Origin of the sequence: Actinomadura sp. B10D3 (assembly GCF_039871695.1) — a bacterium.
GTDB lineage: Bacteria > Actinomycetota > Actinomycetes > Streptosporangiales > Streptosporangiaceae > Spirillospora > Spirillospora madurae.
In genome coordinates this window covers 113,594-130,392 of sequence record NZ_JBDPLY010000027.1, presented here as the reverse complement: position 1 = coordinate 130,392, position 16,799 = coordinate 113,594, and the positions used below count along the sequence as shown (strand labels likewise).

Genomic DNA, 16,799 nt, shown 5'->3' with positions numbered 1-16,799 from the left:
CGCTGTTGAGTTCTCAAGAAACGGACACCCACCGCGCCGGACCCCGCTCTCACGGTCCCGACTCCGGGGCAACCCTTCTAACTTACCTGGTTCGTTCCCGTTGTCAAGTCGATCGGCGAAGATCTTTCGACGGTTCGAGGACGTTCCAGGCCCCACGCGACGAAACATCCCCAGGTCGAGAACCTGGCGAGATCGTTTCGTAGGGAGTGCCCTGCGGGCCGGCCACCTTGCGGCGTCCTGCATCCCGGTCCGGGCGGTTCCCCCATCGTACAACAGCCCGAGCGAAGCTCGAACCATTTTCGACGGTGTGGTTCCCCCCGGGGCCGTCCGCCTTCCGGCGTCCCGCATCCCCTCGGGGCAGGAGAGACATTAAGGCGGGTGTTCGAGACCGTCAAATCCGTCGCTCCCGACCACTCGGCGTTCTGGTCTCCCGGGCACACCACACGCCCCTGTGACCTCGCCTTTTGCGCACTATGTGTGCCGGGTCACAGTGAGGTAGCGTGCGCAGACCGCCTCCCGCGGCGGGTGACGCCACGGGACGGCGGTGGCTCCCGGCGCGCCTGTCTACCGAGGTCAGGAGGACACCTCGTGAATGTGCCCGCAGCCGTCCGCGCTTCGGCGGAACGTCTGGTGGTCGCCGCGACGATGGGGCCCACCATCCATGACGTGCACGCCTGGCGATTCAAAGTCGTGCCCGGCCTGATCGAGGTGCACGCCGACCCGGACAGGTTCCGGCCGATGCACGATCCCGCGGGACGGGGCCTGCACCTCAGCTGCGGCGCGGCGCTCGTGAACCTGCGCCTGGCGGCCGCCCAGCTCGGTCATGAGGCCGTGGTGCGCCTGCTTCCGGACGCGGGACGTCCCACGCTCCTCGCGTCCGTCCGGCTCGCCGGTCGCCACCGGGTGACCCGCGAGGAACGGCTCCTCTACGCCGCGACCCTCCGCCCATTCCTGACGGACCGTCCTGCATCGGGGACCAGGCCGTCCCTCCCCCTCGTCAACGAGCTGGGCGGTGAGGCGAGACTGGAAGGGGCGACGCTTCATCCGCTCCCGCCCGCCCCCGGCTCGGTCGGGCAGCGGGCCGTGCTGACGACCCGGGGCGACTCCCCCGCCGAGTGGCTCCGTGCCGGCCAGGCGCTCCAACGGCTCCTGCTGAGTGGCACGGCGCGCGCGATCTCCACGTCCTTCATGTACGAAACGGTCGACGTACCCGGGGTGAAGGGCGTCACGGAGCCCGGCGAGGTGCCGCAGGTGCTCCTTGAGATCACTCAGAACGTGCGCCTATTCGAGGCGCCGGTACGTCGACAGGACGAACGACAGGGGCGCCGGCACCGGGTCCGGTAGCCGCCCCAGCCGCTCTTCCAGCAGACCGGCCGGGACGTGGTGCGCGCTCGGCCCCATCCCCACGAGCGTGGCGGCCTCGGCCCGGGTGAGGACGGCCTCGGTCTCGATCTCCTCGCGGGAGTCGAGCTTGAAGTATCCGGCGAGCGCCGCGTCCATGCGCTCGGTCTTGCGCTCGTCGATCGAGAGCAGGCCCAGCGGCTCCACCAGCGTGCCGAGATGCCGCGGCGACGGTGTCACCGTGATGAGGAGCCCGTCGTCGATGAGGACCCTGTGGTACTCGGCCGCGTTGCGGGGCGCGAAGACGTTGACGACGGTCCCGGCGGCGCCGTCCCGGACGGGGAGCGGACGCCAGAGGTCGGCGACGACCGCGCCGCTCCGCGGGTGCGCCTTGGCGGCGCGGCGGGCGGCGTGCTTGGAGATGTCCACCGCGAGCCCCACGGCGTCCGGCGATCTGTCGAGGATCCGGCTCAGGTAGTGCCCGGTGCCGGCGCCCGCGTCGAGGACGAGCGATGGCCGCGCGGCGGCGACCCCCCACGCGAGCCGGTCCGCGAGCATCGTGAAGTGCCCGGCGTTCAGGAACTCTTCCCGTGCCCGCACCATCTCCGGCGTGTCGGCCGTCCCCGGCCGGGCGTTGCCCGGAAGAAGGTTGGCGTAGCCCTGTCGAGCGATGTCGAAGGAGTGCCGGGCGGAGCAGCGGAGTCCGCGGCCGGCCAGTTCGAGGCCGGCTCCGCACACGGGGCACACCAGGTATGGGACGACATCGGCGAGCATTCGTCCATCATCGTCCATGCGGAACGCCGAAGGGGCGACGCCTGCTTCTTTGCCGACGCGCCGGCCGCGCGCCCGCCGCGCGTCCCGTTCCCGCGATCCGCGGGCGGGGACGGTCAGGTGTCCGCGCGCCGGCGGACGTCGTCCATGTCCAGGGCGCGGACCTGCTCGATCACGTTCTCCAGAACCCGCTCCGGCACCGCGCCCGGCTCGGCGAAGACGATCAGGCCGTCGCGGATCGCCATGAGGGTCGGGATCGACCTGATCCCGAAGCGCTGGGACAGCTCCGGCTCGGCGTCGGTGTCGACCTTGCCGAAGGTGATGTCCTCGTGCCTGCCCGCCGACTTCTCGTACACGGGAGCGAACCTCTTGCACGGACCGCACCACTCCGCCCAGAAGTCGACCAGCACGATCCCGTCGGCCTGAGCCACCTGGTCGAAGTTCTCGGCGGTGAGTGTGACCGTCGCCATGTCGCATTCTCCTCAGTCGGGGTATCAGGTCATAGAGCGGCTTGCCGTCTCGCAGTATTCCCGACCTGGGAATCACAGAGCGGTAATTAGCGTTGTCCCACTAGGGAGATCGCACCGGAGAAGGGTCAGGATGGCTGCAACCCGTACCAAGGGCGACAGGGTCGACGTCCCCGAGAAGGATCTCGTCGGGGCATACCTCGACCGGATCGGCCGTACTCCGCTGCTCGATGCGCAGGCGGAGGTCGATCTGGCCAAGGCGATCGAAGGGGGCCTGTACGCCGAACAGCTTCTCGAGGAGGGCAGGGTGCCCGAGGGCGCCTCCCGCGAGGAGCTGGAGGAGCTGGTCGCGGCGGGGCTGCACGCCAAGCAGCGCTTCGTCGAGGCCAACCTGCGGCTGGTCGTCTCGATCGCCCGGAAGTATCCGACCGATTCGTTGCCCCTCATAGACCTCATCCAGGAGGGGAACCTGGGGCTGATGCGCGCGGTGGAGAAGTTCGACTACCGCCGCGGCTTCAAGTTCTCCACGTACGCGACGTGGTGGATCAGGCAGGCGATCGGCCGGGGGCTCAGCCACACCGCCCGCACCATCCGGCTGCCCGTCCACGTCGAGGAGGAGCTGTCCCGGCTGCGGCGCGCGGAGCGCCAGCTGGGCCGCGAGCTCGGCAGGGAGCCGACCCGCGACGAGCTCGCCGGGACGCTCGGCGCCGACGCCGAGCACGTCGACGAGCTGCTGCGCTGGCGGCGTGACCCGGCGAGCCTGGACGCGACCGTCGACGACGCCGGTGAGACGCCGATGGGCGACCTGCTGGAGGATCCGGACGCCGTCACCCCGGAGTCGGAGATCCTCGCGCTGGACGACATCGAGGGTCTCGGGCGGCTGCTCGACCGGCTGCCGGAGCGCGAGTCCGCGATCCTGCGGGCCCGGTTCGGGATGGACAGCGGCCAGCCCCTGTCGTACGCGCAGATCGGCGCCCGGTACGGCCTGAGCCACAACCGGGTGCGGCAGATCACCGACCGGTCGCTGCGACGGCTGCGGCAACTGGCGAACGAACCGGACACGAGCGGTCGCCCGACGCTGACCGCCGAGCCGGGCATCGCCCGCCAGGCCGCCACCGCGGGCAGCCGGGCGGCCTGAACCGCTCCTCTCCCACCCCTGAGCTGAACCGGGCGGCCCCGAATCCGGGGCCGCCCGGCCGTGTCTGCGGGCGGCGACGTGCTGGTTCGGCGTCCCCGCAGGGCGGACGGTGCCATAGCCTTTTCGCGTGAGTACATCCGCCGTCACCGGGGAGCTCGACGCCTGGCGCGCCCTCCCCGCCCTGCAGCAGCCCGAATGGGACGATCCGGACGAGGTCCGAAAGGTCGCCGTGGAACTGGCGACCCAGCCGCCGCTCGTCTTCGCCGGTGAATGCGACCAGCTGAAAGAGCAGCTCGCGGACGTCGCACGCGGCGAGGCGTTCGTGCTGCAGGGCGGCGACTGCGCGGAGACGTTCGAGGGGTCGACCGCCGACGCGGTGAAGAACAAGCTCAAGACGCTGCTGCAGATGGCGGTCGTGCTCACCTACGCGGCCAGCGTCCCGGTCGTGAAGATCGGCCGGATGGCGGGGCAGTACGCGAAGCCGCGGTCCAAGCCCGTGGAGGTCCGCGGGGGCGTGGAGCTGCCCGCCTACCGGGGCGACGCGGTGAACGGGTTCGGGTTCGACGCCGCGTCCCGCCGCAACGACCCGCGGCGCCTGCTGAAGGCCTACCACTGCTCGGCGGTGACGCTGAACCTGTGCCGGGCGTTCACCAAGGGCGGCTACGCCGACCTGCGGCAGGTGCACGCCTGGAACCGCGACTTCGTCCAGCAGAGCCCGGCGGGCCGCCGCTACGAGCAGTTGGCGGGCGAGATCGACCGGGCGCTGACGTTCATGAAGGCGTGCGGGGCGAACCCCGACGAGTTCCACGGGGTGGAGTTCTACTCCAGCCACGAGGCGCTGCTGCTGGAGTACGAGCGGGCGCTGACCCGCATCGACCATCTCAGCGGCCAGCCGTACGACGTGTCCGCGCACTTCCTGTGGATCGGCGAGCGGACCCGCCAGCTCGACGGCGCGCACGTGGAGTTCCTGCGTCACATCCGCAACCCGATCGGGGTGAAGCTCGGCCCGACGACCTCGCCGGACGACGCGATCGCGCTGCTGGAGCGGCTGAACCCCGATCACGAGCCGGGCCGGCTCACGTTCATCACCCGGATGGGCGCCGGCCGGATCCGCGACGCGCTGCCGCCGCTGATCGACAAGGTCCGCCAGACCGGCGCGCCGGTCGCGTGGATCTGCGACCCGATGCACGGCAACACGTTCGAGGCGCCGAGCGGGCACAAGACGCGGCGGCTGGACGACGTGCTGGACGAGGTGGCCGGGTTCTTCGAGGTGCACCGCGCTCTCGGCACGCATCCGGGCGGCATCCACATCGAGTTCACCGGCGACGACGTCACCGAGTGCGTCGGCGGCGGGGACGGCCTCGTCGAGGACGACCTGCACCAGCGCTACGAGACGGCCTGCGACCCGCGCCTCAACCGCGGCCAGTCGCTGGACCTCGCCTTCATGGTCGCCGAGCTGTACCGCAAGTCCGTCTGACCGCCCCTGCGAGCGCGCCTACCGGCCGTGCCGGCGGGCGCGCCCTTCAGGAGATCTTGTAAAGGGCCGGTTCGGCCGGGGGCATGGTCAGATGTCGACCTCGGCCCAGACGACCTTCCCGCCGGTCACCGGGTCGGCACCCCAGGAGTTGGCGAACCGGTCGACGATGAACAGGCCGCGGTGGGACTCGTCCAGGGGGCCGGGAACGGTCAGCCGGGGCAGCTGGGCCGCGCGGTCGCGGACCTCGACGCGGATCCGGCCGGTACCGCGCAGCAGCCGCAGCTCCAGGGCGGTGCCGGCGTGCCGGACCGCGTTGGCGACGAGCTCCGCCACGATGGCGGTGACGAGCTCCTCGCGGTCCATGAGCGCCCAGGTGCGCATGGTGCGGGCGGCAAGGCGACGCGCGTACTCGACGGCCTCGGTCTGCGGCGCCGCGCGCAGTGTGGTCTCGGTCATCGGGTCGGTCACTCCGCCCGCTCGCCGTTCTTCATCGGTTCCCCTCACCGCCCATCGGCCGAAGCCTCCTCCGCCGGTCCCTCGATCAGGAACCGGTCGAGGCCTGTGGTCCGCAGCACGTTCTCGACCCGGCCGTAGGCGCCGGTGACGGTGAGCGTGGCGTTCTGCGCACGGGCGTGCTTGTACGCCCTGACCAGGACGTTCAGGCCGGAGGAGTCACAGAAGTCGACCGCCGCGAGGTCGACGACCACCGCCCGCTCGCCGGCGTCCACGAGCTCGGTCAGCCGGGCGCGCAGTTCGTCGGAGGAGTGCAGGTCGATGGAGCCGCGCGCGGCGATCGTCGCACGGCCGTCCTGTCGTGTCGTGTGCAAGGCAAGCCCCACGCCACCCCACCTTACCGATTGTTGGTCTCCATCATGACGCCCGCAGAACGATGAGGGCAATGTCGTCGTTCGACGGCTCGGGGCCGAAGTCGCGGACCGCGCGCTGGATACGGGCCGCCACCGCGCCCGCGCTGAGGCCGGTGCATCCGGCCAGCAGCTTCTCCAGCCCGTGCCCGTCGCCGAGCAGACGGTTGCCCGAGCGCCGTTCGGTGACACCGTCGGTGACGCAGAGCAGGACCTCGCCGCGGCGCAGGTCGACCGTGTCGGTGTGGAAGTCCACCCCGTCGAAGACGCCCAGCAGCGGCTGGGGCGAGGCGGCCTCGCGCACACCGCCCTCCGGGTCGAGCACCAGCGGGGGCGGGTGCCCCGCGCTCGTCAGCTTGATGGTCACGCCGTCGCGGCGCCGCCGGGCGGCGATCTCGCCGTGCAACAGGGTGAGCAGCCGGCCGCGCTCGCCCTCGCCGAGGATGAGCCGGTTGAGGCGGGTCAGGACGGCCGGGACGGACATGTCCTCGGCGGCGAGGATGCGCAGCGCGTGCCGGGCGAGGCCGGTGACGGCGGCGGCCTCCGGGCCGGTGCCGCACACGTCGCCGATGGCGAACCGCCAGCGGGACGCGGGGGCCGGGCTGCCCGGCCGCAGGCCGCTCTCGAAGACGTCGTAGAAGTCTCCGCCGACCTCGCTGCCCTCCCCGGCCGGCTCGTACACCACCGCGACCTCCAGGCCGGGGATCTCGGGGATGGCGGGCGGCAGCAGGCTGCGCTGCAGCGCGCTGCTCATGGCGGTCTGGGCGGAGAACAGGCGGGCGTTGTCGACGGCGAGGGCGGCGCGGCGGCTCAGCTCCTCGGCCAGCTCGACCGCGCTGCGGGGGAAGCGGTCGCCGGAGGGGCGGCCGATAACGATGGTGCCGATGCGGCGGCCCCGGGCGATCAGCGGGAACGCGTAGACCTGGTCGAAGGCGGTGTCGCCGGCGGCGGCCCGGACGCCCGCGGCGGCGGTGGCGAGCCCGTTCCAGGGCCCGGGGGTGTCGGTCGGCGGGGCGGCGCCCGCGTGTTCGAGGAGCTCGCGGAGGCCGTCGGCGCGGTTCTCGTCGGCGTGCCACACGTAGGCGAGCCGGTCGGGCTCGGACTCGGTGACGGTGTAGACGGCGCACCAGGTGGCCAGGCGCGGGACGACGAGCTGGGCGACCAGCGCCATCGTGCGTTCCTGGTCGAGGGTTCCGGCGAGCAGGTCGCTGGCCTCGGCGACGAAGCTGAGCCAGCCGCGCCAGGACCGTTCCAACTCTCCCACCCTGGCCTTCTCCAGGGAGAGCGACATCTCGTCGGCGAGCCGGCCGAGCCGGACGCCGTCGGCCTCGTCGAAGCGGCCGGAGACCGATGAGACCGCCACGATCAGGCCGGTCAGCCGGCCCTGGGACTCCAGCGGCGCGGCGGCCAGCGACGGGGCCCGCAGCGCCTCGGCGGTCGGATCGGCGGCGTCGTGGGCCACCCAGGCCGAGCCGGCGCGGGCGGCGGGGCCGAGGGCGCCGACCGACAGCTCGCCGAGCGGCATCTCCGCGGCCGTCCCGGCGGACGAGCCCATGATCAGCCGCCCGTCGCGCTCGGTCAGCAGGACGGCGGCCCCCTCGGCGCCGAGGACCTCCCGGACGGTGGCGACGCCGTCCTCCATGGCCTCGATGGCGGCCGGGGAGCGCAGCAGCCGGTCGCCCGCGACGGGCATCTCGCTCGCGCCGCCGACGAGCCTGCTCTCGCGGCCCTGGGCGGAGCCGGCGCCCTCCCGTCCGGTGTCGGCGCCGTCGGCGACCTCCCGCGCGCCGTCCCGGCCGGCGCGCTCGCGCCGCGGGGATCCGGCCGCGATCCCGGTGGTGAGGGCGGCCTCCCCCGCCCCGGGGTCCGGCGGCGCCGCCACGGCGCCGGGCCGGGCCAGCCGGAACCAGACGCCCTTGGTGCGGCGGTCGTAGGAGACGCCCCAGGACGTGGCGAGCCGGGAGATCGACGGGAGCCCGCGGCCGCTGGAGGCGGTGACGCCCGGCATCTCGATGCCGCGGGTGGGATGGCGGTCGCGGACCTCGATCTCCACGCTGCCGCTCTCCAGGCTGCAGGAGACCTCGAAGGACGTGCCGGCGTAGGCGATCGCGTTGGTGGCGAGCTCGCTCGTGGCGAGGACGGCGTCGTCGGCCACTTCGTCCATGCCCCAGTCGGCCAGCACCTTCCGGACGAACCGGCGCGCGTCCGCCACCGCCGCGGCGGCGGACGGGAAGGTGGCCGACGCCGTCTGCCGATCCAACTGTCGTCCCTCGTTCGAAGCGTCTCTACCCGGGCCTGGCTATCGTGACAGACTGGTCGGCCGCCCGGCCACGAGTGCCGGGAACCGGGCCGTGCGATGCGTCCGGCCTCGGTGTTCGCGACCCCGCCACAACACGACAGACCGTAACACGAAGGCTACAGGGCAGGATGCACGGTCAGCGCCGCGCGACGGCGGCCCCGCGGTGGAGGGGTTCCGCCGCCGCGTGGAGACGTAGAGTACAAGGGCGGCCGGACAGGCCCTGGAGCAAGGAGTCCGTGTCACCCGGATGACCAACGATCGCGGGCCAGGAGGATGAAGAGCATGCCGCGTACCGCGTCACGTGCCCGCCCCCGGGGCGGGTACCGCGACACCACCCCGCGTTACAGCGACGCGGACCTCGAACCGCTCCTGAAGGCGCTGATCGCCGTCCGGGACGGCAAGGCGAGGTCGGAGCTGGAGGTGCCGGGCGAGGGCGCCGTCGCGGAGGCCGCGGCGGTGCTGGAGGAGATCCGGCAGAACGGCATGGAGCTGGCCTCGGGCCTGGCCCGCGTGCGCCGGGAGATCGGCCGGGAGGGGCAGCTCCGGGGGCGCCTGACGCCGGGGACGCTGCGCGGCTTCTGGGTGACCGCGGTGGAGGACGCCAACGCGATCATCGACAAGCTCACCGACCTCGCCACCGGGATGAGCCAGGTGGTGGAGGCGGTGGCGGCCGGCGACCTGAGCCAGCGGGTCGAGCTGCGGGTGCGCGGCCGTCCGATGCGCGGCGAGCTGCTGCGCATGGCCAAGTCGGTCAACGGCATGGTGGAGCTGCTCGACCAGTTCACCTGGGAGGTCACCCAGTTCGCCCGGGAGGTCGGGACGGAGGGCCGGCTCGGCGGGCAGGCCCCGGCGCGCGGCATGACGGGCCGCTGGCGGGACGTGACCGCGTCGGTGAACGTGATGGCGGCGCGGCTGACGTCGCAGGTCCGCGACATCGCGGAGGTCACCACCGCGGTCGCCGAGGGCGACCTGACCCGCAAGGTCACGGTGGAGGCGACCGGTGAGCTCCAGGAGCTGAAGCTCACCGTGAACACGATGGTCGACCAGCTGTCGGCGTTCGCCGACGAGGTCACCCGCGTCGCCCGCGAGGTCGGCACCGAGGGGCAGCTGGGCGGGCAGGCCAACGTGCCGGGCGTCAGCGGCGTCTGGAAGAACCTCACCGACAACGTCAACGCTATGGCGAACAACCTGACCTACCAGGTGCGCAACATCGCCCAGGTCACCACCGCCGTCGCCGAGGGCGACCTCGGCAAGAAGATCACGGTCGACGCGCAGGGCGAGATCCTGCAGCTCAAGGACACCGTGAACACGATGGTCGACACCCTCTCGGCGTTCGCCGACGAGGTCACCCGCGTCGCCCGCGAGGTCGGCACCGAAGGCCGCCTCGGCGGCCAGGCCAACGTGCCGGGCGTGAGCGGCGTGTGGAAGGACCTGACCAACAACGTCAACGGGATGGCCTCCAACCTGACGTTCCAGGTCCGCAACATCGCGCAGGTCACCACCGCCGTCGCCGAGGGCGACCTCGGCAAGAAGATCACGGTGGACGCGCAGGGCGAGATCCTGGAGCTGAAGGACACCGTCAACTCCATGGTGGACACGCTCTCGGCGTTCGCGTCCGAGGTCACCCGCGTCGCCCGCGAGGTCGGCACCGAGGGCCGCCTCGGCGGCCAGGCGATCGTGCCGGGCGCCGGCGGCGTCTGGCTGGATCTGACCGACAACGTCAACTCGATGGCCAACAACCTGACGAACCAGGTGCGAGGCATCGCGCAGGTGACCACGGCGGTGGCGCAGGGCGACCTGACCCGCAAGATCGAGGTCGACGCGCAGGGCGAGATCCTGCAGCTCAAGGACACCCTGAACACGATGGTCGACACCCTGTCGGCGTTCGCCGACGAGGTCAGCCGGGTGGCCCGCGAGGTCGGCACCGAGGGCCGGCTCGGCGGCCAGGCCCGGGTGCCCGGCGCGGGCGGCATGTGGAAGGACCTGACCGACAACGTCAACGGGATGGCGTCCAACCTGACCTACCAGGTCCGCAACATCGCCCAGGTCGCGACCGCGGTCGCGCACGGCGACCTGACGCGGCGCATCGACGTGGACGCGCAGGGCGAGATCCTGGAGCTGAAGACCACGCTGAACACGATGGTCGACACGCTGTCGTCGTTCGCGTCCGAGGTCACCCGCGTCGCCCGCGAGGTCGGCATCGAGGGCCGGCTCGGCGGCCAGGCCGAGGTCGAGGGCGTGTCCGGCACCTGGAAGCGGCTGACCGAGAGCGTCAACGAGCTGGCCGGGAACCTGACCACCCAGGTCCGCGCGATCGGCGAGGTCGCGAGCGCGGTCGCCACCGGCGACCTGACCCGGACGATCACGGTGGAGGCGCGCGGCGAGGTCGCCGAGCTGTCCGACAACGTCAACCTGATGGTGGCGACGCTGCGCGAGACGACCCGCGCCAACGAGGAGCAGGACTGGCTCAAGACCAACCTCGCGCGGATCGGCGGGCTCATGCAGGGCCACCGCGACCTCCAGCAGGTCGCCGATCTGATCATGCGGGAGCTGACGCCGACCGCGAGCGCCCAGTACGGCGCCTTCTACCTGGCGGAGAACTCCGGCGAGGAGATCGAGCTGGCGCTGATCGCCGGGTACGGGACGCGGCGGCACCGCGGCGGCCACATCCGGTTCGGGCTGGGCGAGGGCCTGGTCGGGCAGGCGGCGCAGGAGCGCCGGCCGCTGCTGATCGCCGACGCGCCCGCCGACTACGTCAAGCTCGGCTCCGGCCTCGGCGAGGCGTCCCCGGTCAACATCATCGTGCTGCCGATCGTCTTCGAGGACGAGGTGCTCGGCGCGATCGAGCTGGCCTCCTTCGGCCGCTTCACCGACGTCCACCTGGCGTTCTTCAGCCAGCTGATCGAGACGATCGGGGTCACGCTCAACGCGATCCGCGCCAACACCCGCACCGAGGCGCTGCTCGGCGAGTCGCAGCGGCTCGCGCAGGAGCTGCAGGAGCGGTCGGACGAGCTGCAGCGCCAGCAGGGAGAGCTGCGGCACTCCAACACCGAGCTGGAGGAGAAGGCGGCGCTGCTGGCCCAGCAGAACCGCGCGATCGAGATCCAGAACTTCCAGATCGAGCAGGCCAGGCGGACGCTGGAGGAGCGCGCCGAGCAGCTGGCGATCTCCTCGCGGTACAAGTCGGAGTTCCTGGCCAACATGTCGCACGAGCTGCGCACGCCGCTGAACAGCCTGCTGGTGCTGGCCAAGCTGCTGTCGGAGAACCAGGACGGCAACCTCACCGACAAGCAGGTGGAGTTCGCGCGGACCATCCACGAGTCCGGCACCGACCTGCTGGAGCTGATCAACGACATCCTGGACCTGGCCAAGGTCGAGGCGGGGAAGATGGAGGCGCACCCGCAGCACCTGTCGGTCTCCGCGCTGGTCGACTACGTGGACGCGACGTTCCGGCCGCTGTCGGTCGACAAGGGCCTGCAGTTCGGCGTGGAGGTCGCGCCGGACGTCCCGGCCACCCTGAACACCGACGAGCAGCGGCTCCAGCAGGTGCTGCGGAACCTGCTGTCGAACGCGGTGAAGTTCACCGCGGAGGGCGAGGTCCGGCTGCTGATCGAGCGGGCCGGCGACATCGACTTCACGCTGCCCGCGCTGTGGAACACCCCCGATGTGATCGCGTTCCGCGTGATCGACACCGGGATCGGGGTGAGCGCCGACAAGCTGCAGGAGATCTTCGAGCCGTTCCAGCAGGCCGACGGGACCACGAGCCGCCGCTACGGCGGCACCGGGCTCGGCCTGTCGATCAGCCGCAACATCGCGCGGTTGCTGGGCGGGGAGATCCACGCCGAGAGCCAGCCGGGCCGCGGCAGCGTGTTCACCCTGTACCTGCCCGCGCAGTACAGCGACCGGGACGGCCGGCGCCGCATGGCGCTGCCGGACGAGCCTGCCGCGGCGGACGCGGTGCCGGGTCTGGCCGCCGGCGGCGGCAACGGCGGGATCGCCGGGCCGGGGCCCGCCCCCGCCGTGGAGCAGGGGCGGACGGCGGAGCAGCGTCCGCCCGCCGCGGACCGTCCCGGCGAGGAGGAGTCGGCGCTGAACGGGCTGCTGGAGGAGCCGCCCGCCGAGTTCCTCGACGCGGCCCTGTCGGGCCGCAAGGTCCTGATCGTCGACGACGACGTGCGGAACGTGTTCGCGCTCACCAGCGTGCTGGAGGGCTACGGCATGGAGGTCCTGTACGCCGAGGACGGCCAGGCCGGGATCGAGGTGCTGCACCGGAACCCGGACGTGGCGGTGGTCCTGATGGACGTCATGATGCCGGGTCTGGACGGCTACGCCACGACGGCCGCGATCAGGGAGATGCCGCAGTTCGCCGAGTTGCCGATCATCGTCATCACGGCCAAGGTGATGAAGGGCGATCGGGAGAAGAGCCTCGCCTCTGGCGCGTCGGACTATGTGCCGAAGCCCGTCGACGTGGACCATCTCCTTGACGTCATGAGGAACTGGCTGCAACCCTCCATCGTCCGCTGAGGAGGAGGAGACGCCCGGCAGGTGGCTCGCCGCGGGGTCGGCGGCGATGGCGGGGACCGGAATCGGAGAGACGCGCGTGGACGACAAGGCGAAGATCCTGCTCGTGGACGACCGCGAGGAGAACCTGATCGCGCTGGAGGCCATCCTCAGCTCCCTCGATCAGGACCTCGTCCGGGCCCGGTCCGGGGAGGACGCGCTGAAGGCGCTGCTCACCGACGAGTACGCCGTCATCCTGCTGGACGTCGTCATGCCGGGGATGGACGGGTTCGAGACGGCCCGGGACATCAAGCGGCGCAAGAAGACCCGCGACCTGCCGATCATCTTCCTGACCGCGGTGAACAGCGACCCCGACTACGCGTTCCGCGGCTACGCGGCGGGCGCGGTCGACTTCATCTCCAAGCCGTTCGACCCGTGGGTGCTGCGCGCCAAGGTGTCGGTGTTCGTGGAGCTGCACACCAAGAACAAGCAGCTCCGCGACCAGACCGCCCTGCTGCGCGAGCAGGCGGCTCTGCTGCGGGAGCAGGCGACGCTGCTGAAGGCGCGCCCGGCCGGGGACGGGCCGGATCCGGCCGGGGACCGGCGCGTCGGCGACCGCCTGGCCTCGGTGCAGGAGCAGGCGGAGCTGGTCGGCAAGCGCGTGCCGGCCGCGCTGCGCGACGACGTCGAGGAGCTCGACCGCCGGCTCGCCGAACTGCGGGCCGCCCTCGACGGTCAGGCGCCCTCCGCGGGATGACCGCCGCCGGCGCAGCGAGGTGACTGCCCGGGGCACCGCGGGACACCGGACGGTGTCCGTGCGGTAACGCTTCGCGGCCTCCGGAGGCGGGGAGGGTCTCGCGGCGGAGGTGGTCCGCGTGGGCGTCGCCGCGCTGTTCCTCGCCGGTGCCGGGACGGGCCTGCTCGCGGGCGGCACCACGTGCGCGGCCGTGCAACTGGGTCTGCTCACCGGCGCGGTCTCCTGCGGATGCGAGGCGCCGGGCGAAGGCGCGGCGGGCACGGAGTCGGCTCATAGGGAGGTCCGGGCCGGTCTTGTGCGTCCGGTGGCGGCCTTCCTCGCGGCGAAGCTCGTCTCGCACACGCTGCTGGGGGCACTGCTCGGCCTGGCGGGCGGCGCGCTCCAACCCGGGCCGCGCCTGCGGGGGGCGATCCTCGCGGCGGCCGCGCTGATGCTCGCGGTGTTCGCACTCGACCTGCTCGGCTTTCGGCCCGCGCGGCGCCTCGTGCGGCGGAGGGAGGCCGAAGAGTGCCGCCTACCGCGCTCCGGGCGTCCCGCCGCGCTCGGGGCGGCGACCGTGCTGCTGCCGTGCGGGCTGACGCTGTCGGCCGAACTGCTCGCGGTCTCGTCGGGGTCGGCGCTCGGCGGCGCCGCGGTCATGGCGGGGTTCGTGCTCGGGACCGCGCCGCTGTTCGGGCTGGTCGGAGTGACGGTCGGCCGGTCCCTGGCGGCCGTGCGGGGACGGCTGACGGCGGTCCTGGCCGTCGGGCTGCTGGCCGTCGCCGGCTGGACGCTTGTCGCGGGGCTGCGCCTCGGCGGCTGGTTCCCGGACGGCGGCGCGGCGGCGGCGGCGTCCGATGCGGCGCGGTTCGTCTCGACGGATGCGTCCGGGACCCAGATCGTGACCGTGTGGGCCCTCGACCGCGGTTACCGGCCCTCGGCGCTCAGCGCCCGCGCCGGGGTGCGCACCGTCCTGGTCGTGAAGACGGCGGGCACGCGCGGCCACACCAGGGCGTTCACCATCCCGAGCCTGGGCCGCGACGTGATCCTCCCGGAGACCGGTGAGACGCGGATCGACCTGGGCGCCCCGGGGCCCGGCCGGATGCGCTTCGTGTGCGCGTCCGGCCACTTCCCCGGGGCGGTCACCTTTCGCTAGGCGGCCAGCCGGGCGCGGGCGGCGGCGATGCGCGCGAGGGTGCGATCGCGGCCGAGGACCTCCAGGGACTCGAACAGCGGCAGCCCCACCGTGCGGCCGGTGACCGCGACGCGGACCGGCGCCTGCGTCTTGCCGAGCTTGAGCCCGTGCTCGGCGCCGATCCGCTCCAGGCGGTCCTTCAGCTCGGCCGCGTTCCACGGCGCGTCCTGGTAGGCGGCCTCGGCGGCGGCGAGGATCTCGGCGGCCGGCTCCTTCATCGCCTTGTTCCAGGACTGCTCGTCGGACGGCGGCTCGTCCAGGAACGCGAAATCGATCATCTGGACGATCTCCGACAGCAGCGCGACGCGGGTCTGCGCGAGCGGCGCCAGCTCGGCGAACACGGCGACGTCGACGTCGAACGGGGCCTCCTGGAGGAACGGCAGGCACTCGGCGATGAACTTCTCCACCGGCAGCGCCCGGATGTACTCGCCGTTGATCGCGCGGAGCTTCTTGACGTCGAAGAACGCGGGTGAGGTGTTGACGTCCTCGATGCGGAACTCCTCGACGATCACGTCCCAGGGGACGATCTCGCGGTCGCCGGACGGTGCCCAGCCGAGCAGCATCAGGTAGTTGCGCATGGCCTCGGCAAGGTAGCCCTCGGCCCGGTAGTCCTCCAGCGCCACCTTGTCGCGGCGCTTGGACAGCTTCTGCCGCTTCTCGTTGACGATGACCGGGACGTGCGCCCACACGGGCGGCTCCCCGCCGAGCGCCTCCCAGAGCAGCTGCTGCTTGGGCGCGTTCGACAGGTGCTCCTCGCCCCGCACGACGTGCGTGATGCCCTGGCTCATGTCGTCGACCGCGTTGGCCAGGAGGAAGGTGACCGACCCGTCGGCGCGGGCGATGACGAAGTCCTCCATGAGGGCGTTCTCGAACACCGGCTTGCCGCGCAGCAGGTCGACGACGGTCGTCTGGCCTTCGTCGGGGGTGCGGAAGCGGAGGGCGCGTCCGGGGCCGGCCTCCAGGCCGCGGTCACGGCAGAAGCCGTCGTAGCCCTTGTGCGAGTCGCCGGTGCGGGCGACGATCGCCTCGCGCGAGCAGTCGCAGTAGTAGGCGCGGCCCTTGCCCTTGATGGTCTCGACGGCCTCGGCGTGCTTGTCGGCGTTGGCGGACTGGAAGTAGGGGCCCTCGTACTGCTCGCCGTCCATCCCGAGCCACGCCAGGGCGCGGATGATGCCCTCGGTCCACTCCGGGCTGTTACGCGAGGCGTCGGTGTCCTCGATCCGGAGTACGAGCGTCCCGCCGGACTGGAGCGCCATCGCCCAGTTGAAGAGCGCCGAGCGGGCGCCGCCGACATGGAACATGCCGGTCGGTGACGGGGCGAATCGTACGCGGATCGAAGAGGTCGAAGACATGCCACCAAGGGTAGGGCGCCCGGAGCGCGGTTCGCGCCTCGTTTCCCCTCGGGCCGTTCCGGCGTGTCAGGGCCTCCAGGACGGGTCGCGGCCCGCCTTGCCGAGCACGCGGTCGAGCAGCGGCGCGTCCCCGGGCACGGGCACCTCGGCTCCGAAGACCCCGTACTCGCGGCTCATCTCGGCCATGGCGGAGACCTGCTCCCACGCGGCCTCCACCACCGCGGGCGGGAAAGCGGGCTCGCGACCGGTGGCGACCGCGAGGTCCCAGCCGTGCATGACCCACTCGACGAGGAGGATCCCGCCGATGAACCCGGCCGGCATGCCCTCCTTGTTCCCGGTGAGGCTGGTGTTGCCCTCCCACGCGGCAGGGTCCTGCCATGCCTCGGCGGTCTTGCGGGCCTGCTCGGCGAACCGCTCGGCCCAGCCCGCCTCGGCGGTGAAGTCGTGGTCCTCCCCCGGCCCGGTGGGCGGCAGCCGGTGCGCTGCGGTCTCGCCGCGCCCGGTCCACAGGATCAGGTGGGAGGCCAGCGTTCGCACGTCCCAGTCCGGGCACGGGGTCGGCGCGTCCAGGGCGCTATCCGGGATCTCCAGGACGATCCGCGCCGCGGCCTCCGCGGCGGGGAGCATCCGGGTCCGTATGTCCATGACCGCCTCCTCGCT

The 16,799-nt window shown here is 72.3% G+C and carries 13 protein-coding genes; 6 read left to right on the top strand and 7 right to left on the bottom strand.

Translation table 11 applies throughout. The annotated features are described in order from the left end of the window. Positions 1–588 precede the first annotated feature (588 nt). Positions 589–1,344: a hypothetical protein gene (locus tag ABGB11_RS32130; protein WP_347639023.1), complete on the top strand. Its 756-nt coding sequence runs from the start codon at positions 589–591 to the stop codon at positions 1,342–1,344. Here the strand turns inward: ABGB11_RS32130 and ABGB11_RS32125 are convergent. Both ABGB11_RS32125 and trxA read right to left on the bottom strand, forming a co-directional pair. Further along, positions 1,282–2,115 carry a putative RNA methyltransferase gene (locus tag ABGB11_RS32125; protein ID WP_347639021.1) on the bottom strand — a complete coding sequence of 278 codons (834 nt, stop codon included), beginning with the start codon at positions 2,113–2,115 and terminating at the stop codon, positions 1,282–1,284. The genes ABGB11_RS32130 and ABGB11_RS32125 overlap by 63 nt on opposite strands. A 113-nt stretch (positions 2,116–2,228) precedes the next feature. Further along, positions 2,229–2,582, bottom strand: a complete 354-nt coding sequence (trxA, locus tag ABGB11_RS32120; protein ID WP_347639019.1) for a thioredoxin — start codon at positions 2,580–2,582, stop codon at positions 2,229–2,231. Positions 2,583–2,712: 130 nt separating this feature from the next. Here trxA and ABGB11_RS32115 point away from each other — a divergent pair, with 130 nt between their 5' ends. Further along, the gene (locus ABGB11_RS32115; RefSeq protein ID WP_347639017.1) at positions 2,713–3,717 is read left to right on the top strand and encodes a sigma-70 family RNA polymerase sigma factor; all 1,005 of its coding nucleotides are present in this window, start codon (positions 2,713–2,715) and stop codon (positions 3,715–3,717) included. A 127-nt stretch (positions 3,718–3,844) separates the two neighbouring features. Further along, on the top strand, positions 3,845–5,194 hold the full coding sequence (locus ABGB11_RS32110) for a 3-deoxy-7-phosphoheptulonate synthase class II (protein WP_347639015.1): 1,350 nt from the start codon (positions 3,845–3,847) through the stop codon (positions 5,192–5,194). An 87-nt stretch (positions 5,195–5,281) separates the two neighbouring features. On the opposite strand, the gene ABGB11_RS32105 is transcribed toward ABGB11_RS32110, so the two are convergent. The 3 genes from ABGB11_RS32105 to ABGB11_RS32095 are packed head-to-tail and all read right to left on the bottom strand — an operon-like array spanning position 5,282 to position 8,317. After that, positions 5,282–5,650, bottom strand: coding sequence for an ATP-binding protein (locus tag ABGB11_RS32105; RefSeq protein WP_033333276.1), 369 nt, complete (start codon positions 5,648–5,650; stop codon positions 5,282–5,284). A 44-nt stretch (positions 5,651–5,694) separates the two neighbouring features. Then, positions 5,695–6,033, bottom strand: coding sequence for an STAS domain-containing protein (locus tag ABGB11_RS32100; RefSeq protein WP_024936128.1), 339 nt, complete (start codon positions 6,031–6,033; stop codon positions 5,695–5,697). A 31-nt stretch (positions 6,034–6,064) separates the two neighbouring features. Further along, positions 6,065–8,317 carry a SpoIIE family protein phosphatase gene (locus tag ABGB11_RS32095; protein ID WP_347639012.1) on the bottom strand — a complete coding sequence of 751 codons (2,253 nt, stop codon included), beginning with the start codon at positions 8,315–8,317 and terminating at the stop codon, positions 6,065–6,067. Positions 8,318–8,638: 321 nt separating this feature from the next. Between ABGB11_RS32095 and ABGB11_RS32090 the strand changes: the two genes are divergently transcribed. The 3 genes from ABGB11_RS32090 (at position 8,639) to ABGB11_RS32080 (ending at position 14,748) form a co-directional block, all read left to right on the top strand. Then, positions 8,639–12,880, top strand: coding sequence for a HAMP domain-containing protein (locus ABGB11_RS32090; RefSeq protein ID WP_347639010.1), 4,242 nt, complete (start codon positions 8,639–8,641; stop codon positions 12,878–12,880). 76 nt (positions 12,881–12,956) lie between these two features. Beyond that, entirely contained in the window at positions 12,957–13,613 is a 657-nt protein-coding gene (locus tag ABGB11_RS32085; RefSeq protein ID WP_347639008.1) for a response regulator, read from the top strand. Between the two features lie 118 nt (positions 13,614–13,731). After that, positions 13,732–14,748: a sulfite exporter TauE/SafE family protein gene (locus tag ABGB11_RS32080; protein ID WP_347639006.1), complete on the top strand. Its 1,017-nt coding sequence runs from the start codon at positions 13,732–13,734 to the stop codon at positions 14,746–14,748. Here ABGB11_RS32080 and gltX read toward each other — a convergent pair. Together gltX and ABGB11_RS32070 are read right to left on the bottom strand one after the other, a co-directional pair. Next, complete coding sequence (gene gltX, locus ABGB11_RS32075; protein ID WP_347639004.1) at positions 14,745–16,139, bottom strand: glutamate--tRNA ligase; 1,395 nt, start codon at positions 16,137–16,139, stop codon at positions 14,745–14,747. The two genes, ABGB11_RS32080 and gltX, sit on opposite strands and share 4 nt — an antisense overlap. A 66-nt stretch (positions 16,140–16,205) precedes the next feature. Then, entirely contained in the window at positions 16,206–16,784 is a 579-nt protein-coding gene (locus ABGB11_RS32070) for a TIGR03086 family metal-binding protein (protein ID WP_347639002.1), read from the bottom strand. Between the last annotated feature and the right edge of the window lie 15 nt (positions 16,785–16,799).

Coding starts and splice junctions, on each gene's coding strand:
- ABGB11_RS32125 (WP_347639021.1), bottom strand. CDS start 2,115: ATGCTCGCCGATGTCGTCCCATACCTGGTGTGCCCCGTGTGCGGAGCC.
- trxA (WP_347639019.1), bottom strand. CDS start 2,582: ATGGCGACGGTCACACTCACCGCCGAGAACTTCGACCAGGTGGCTCAG.
- ABGB11_RS32115 (WP_347639017.1), top strand. CDS start 2,713: ATGGCTGCAACCCGTACCAAGGGCGACAGGGTCGACGTCCCCGAGAAG.
- ABGB11_RS32105 (WP_033333276.1), bottom strand. CDS start 5,650: ATGACCGAGACCACACTGCGCGCGGCGCCGCAGACCGAGGCCGTCGAG.
- ABGB11_RS32090 (WP_347639010.1), top strand. CDS start 8,639: ATGCCGCGTACCGCGTCACGTGCCCGCCCCCGGGGCGGGTACCGCGAC.
- gltX (WP_347639004.1), bottom strand. CDS start 16,139: ATGTCTTCGACCTCTTCGATCCGCGTACGATTCGCCCCGTCACCGACC.
- ABGB11_RS32070 (WP_347639002.1), bottom strand. CDS start 16,784: ATGGACATACGGACCCGGATGCTCCCCGCCGCGGAGGCCGCGGCGCGG.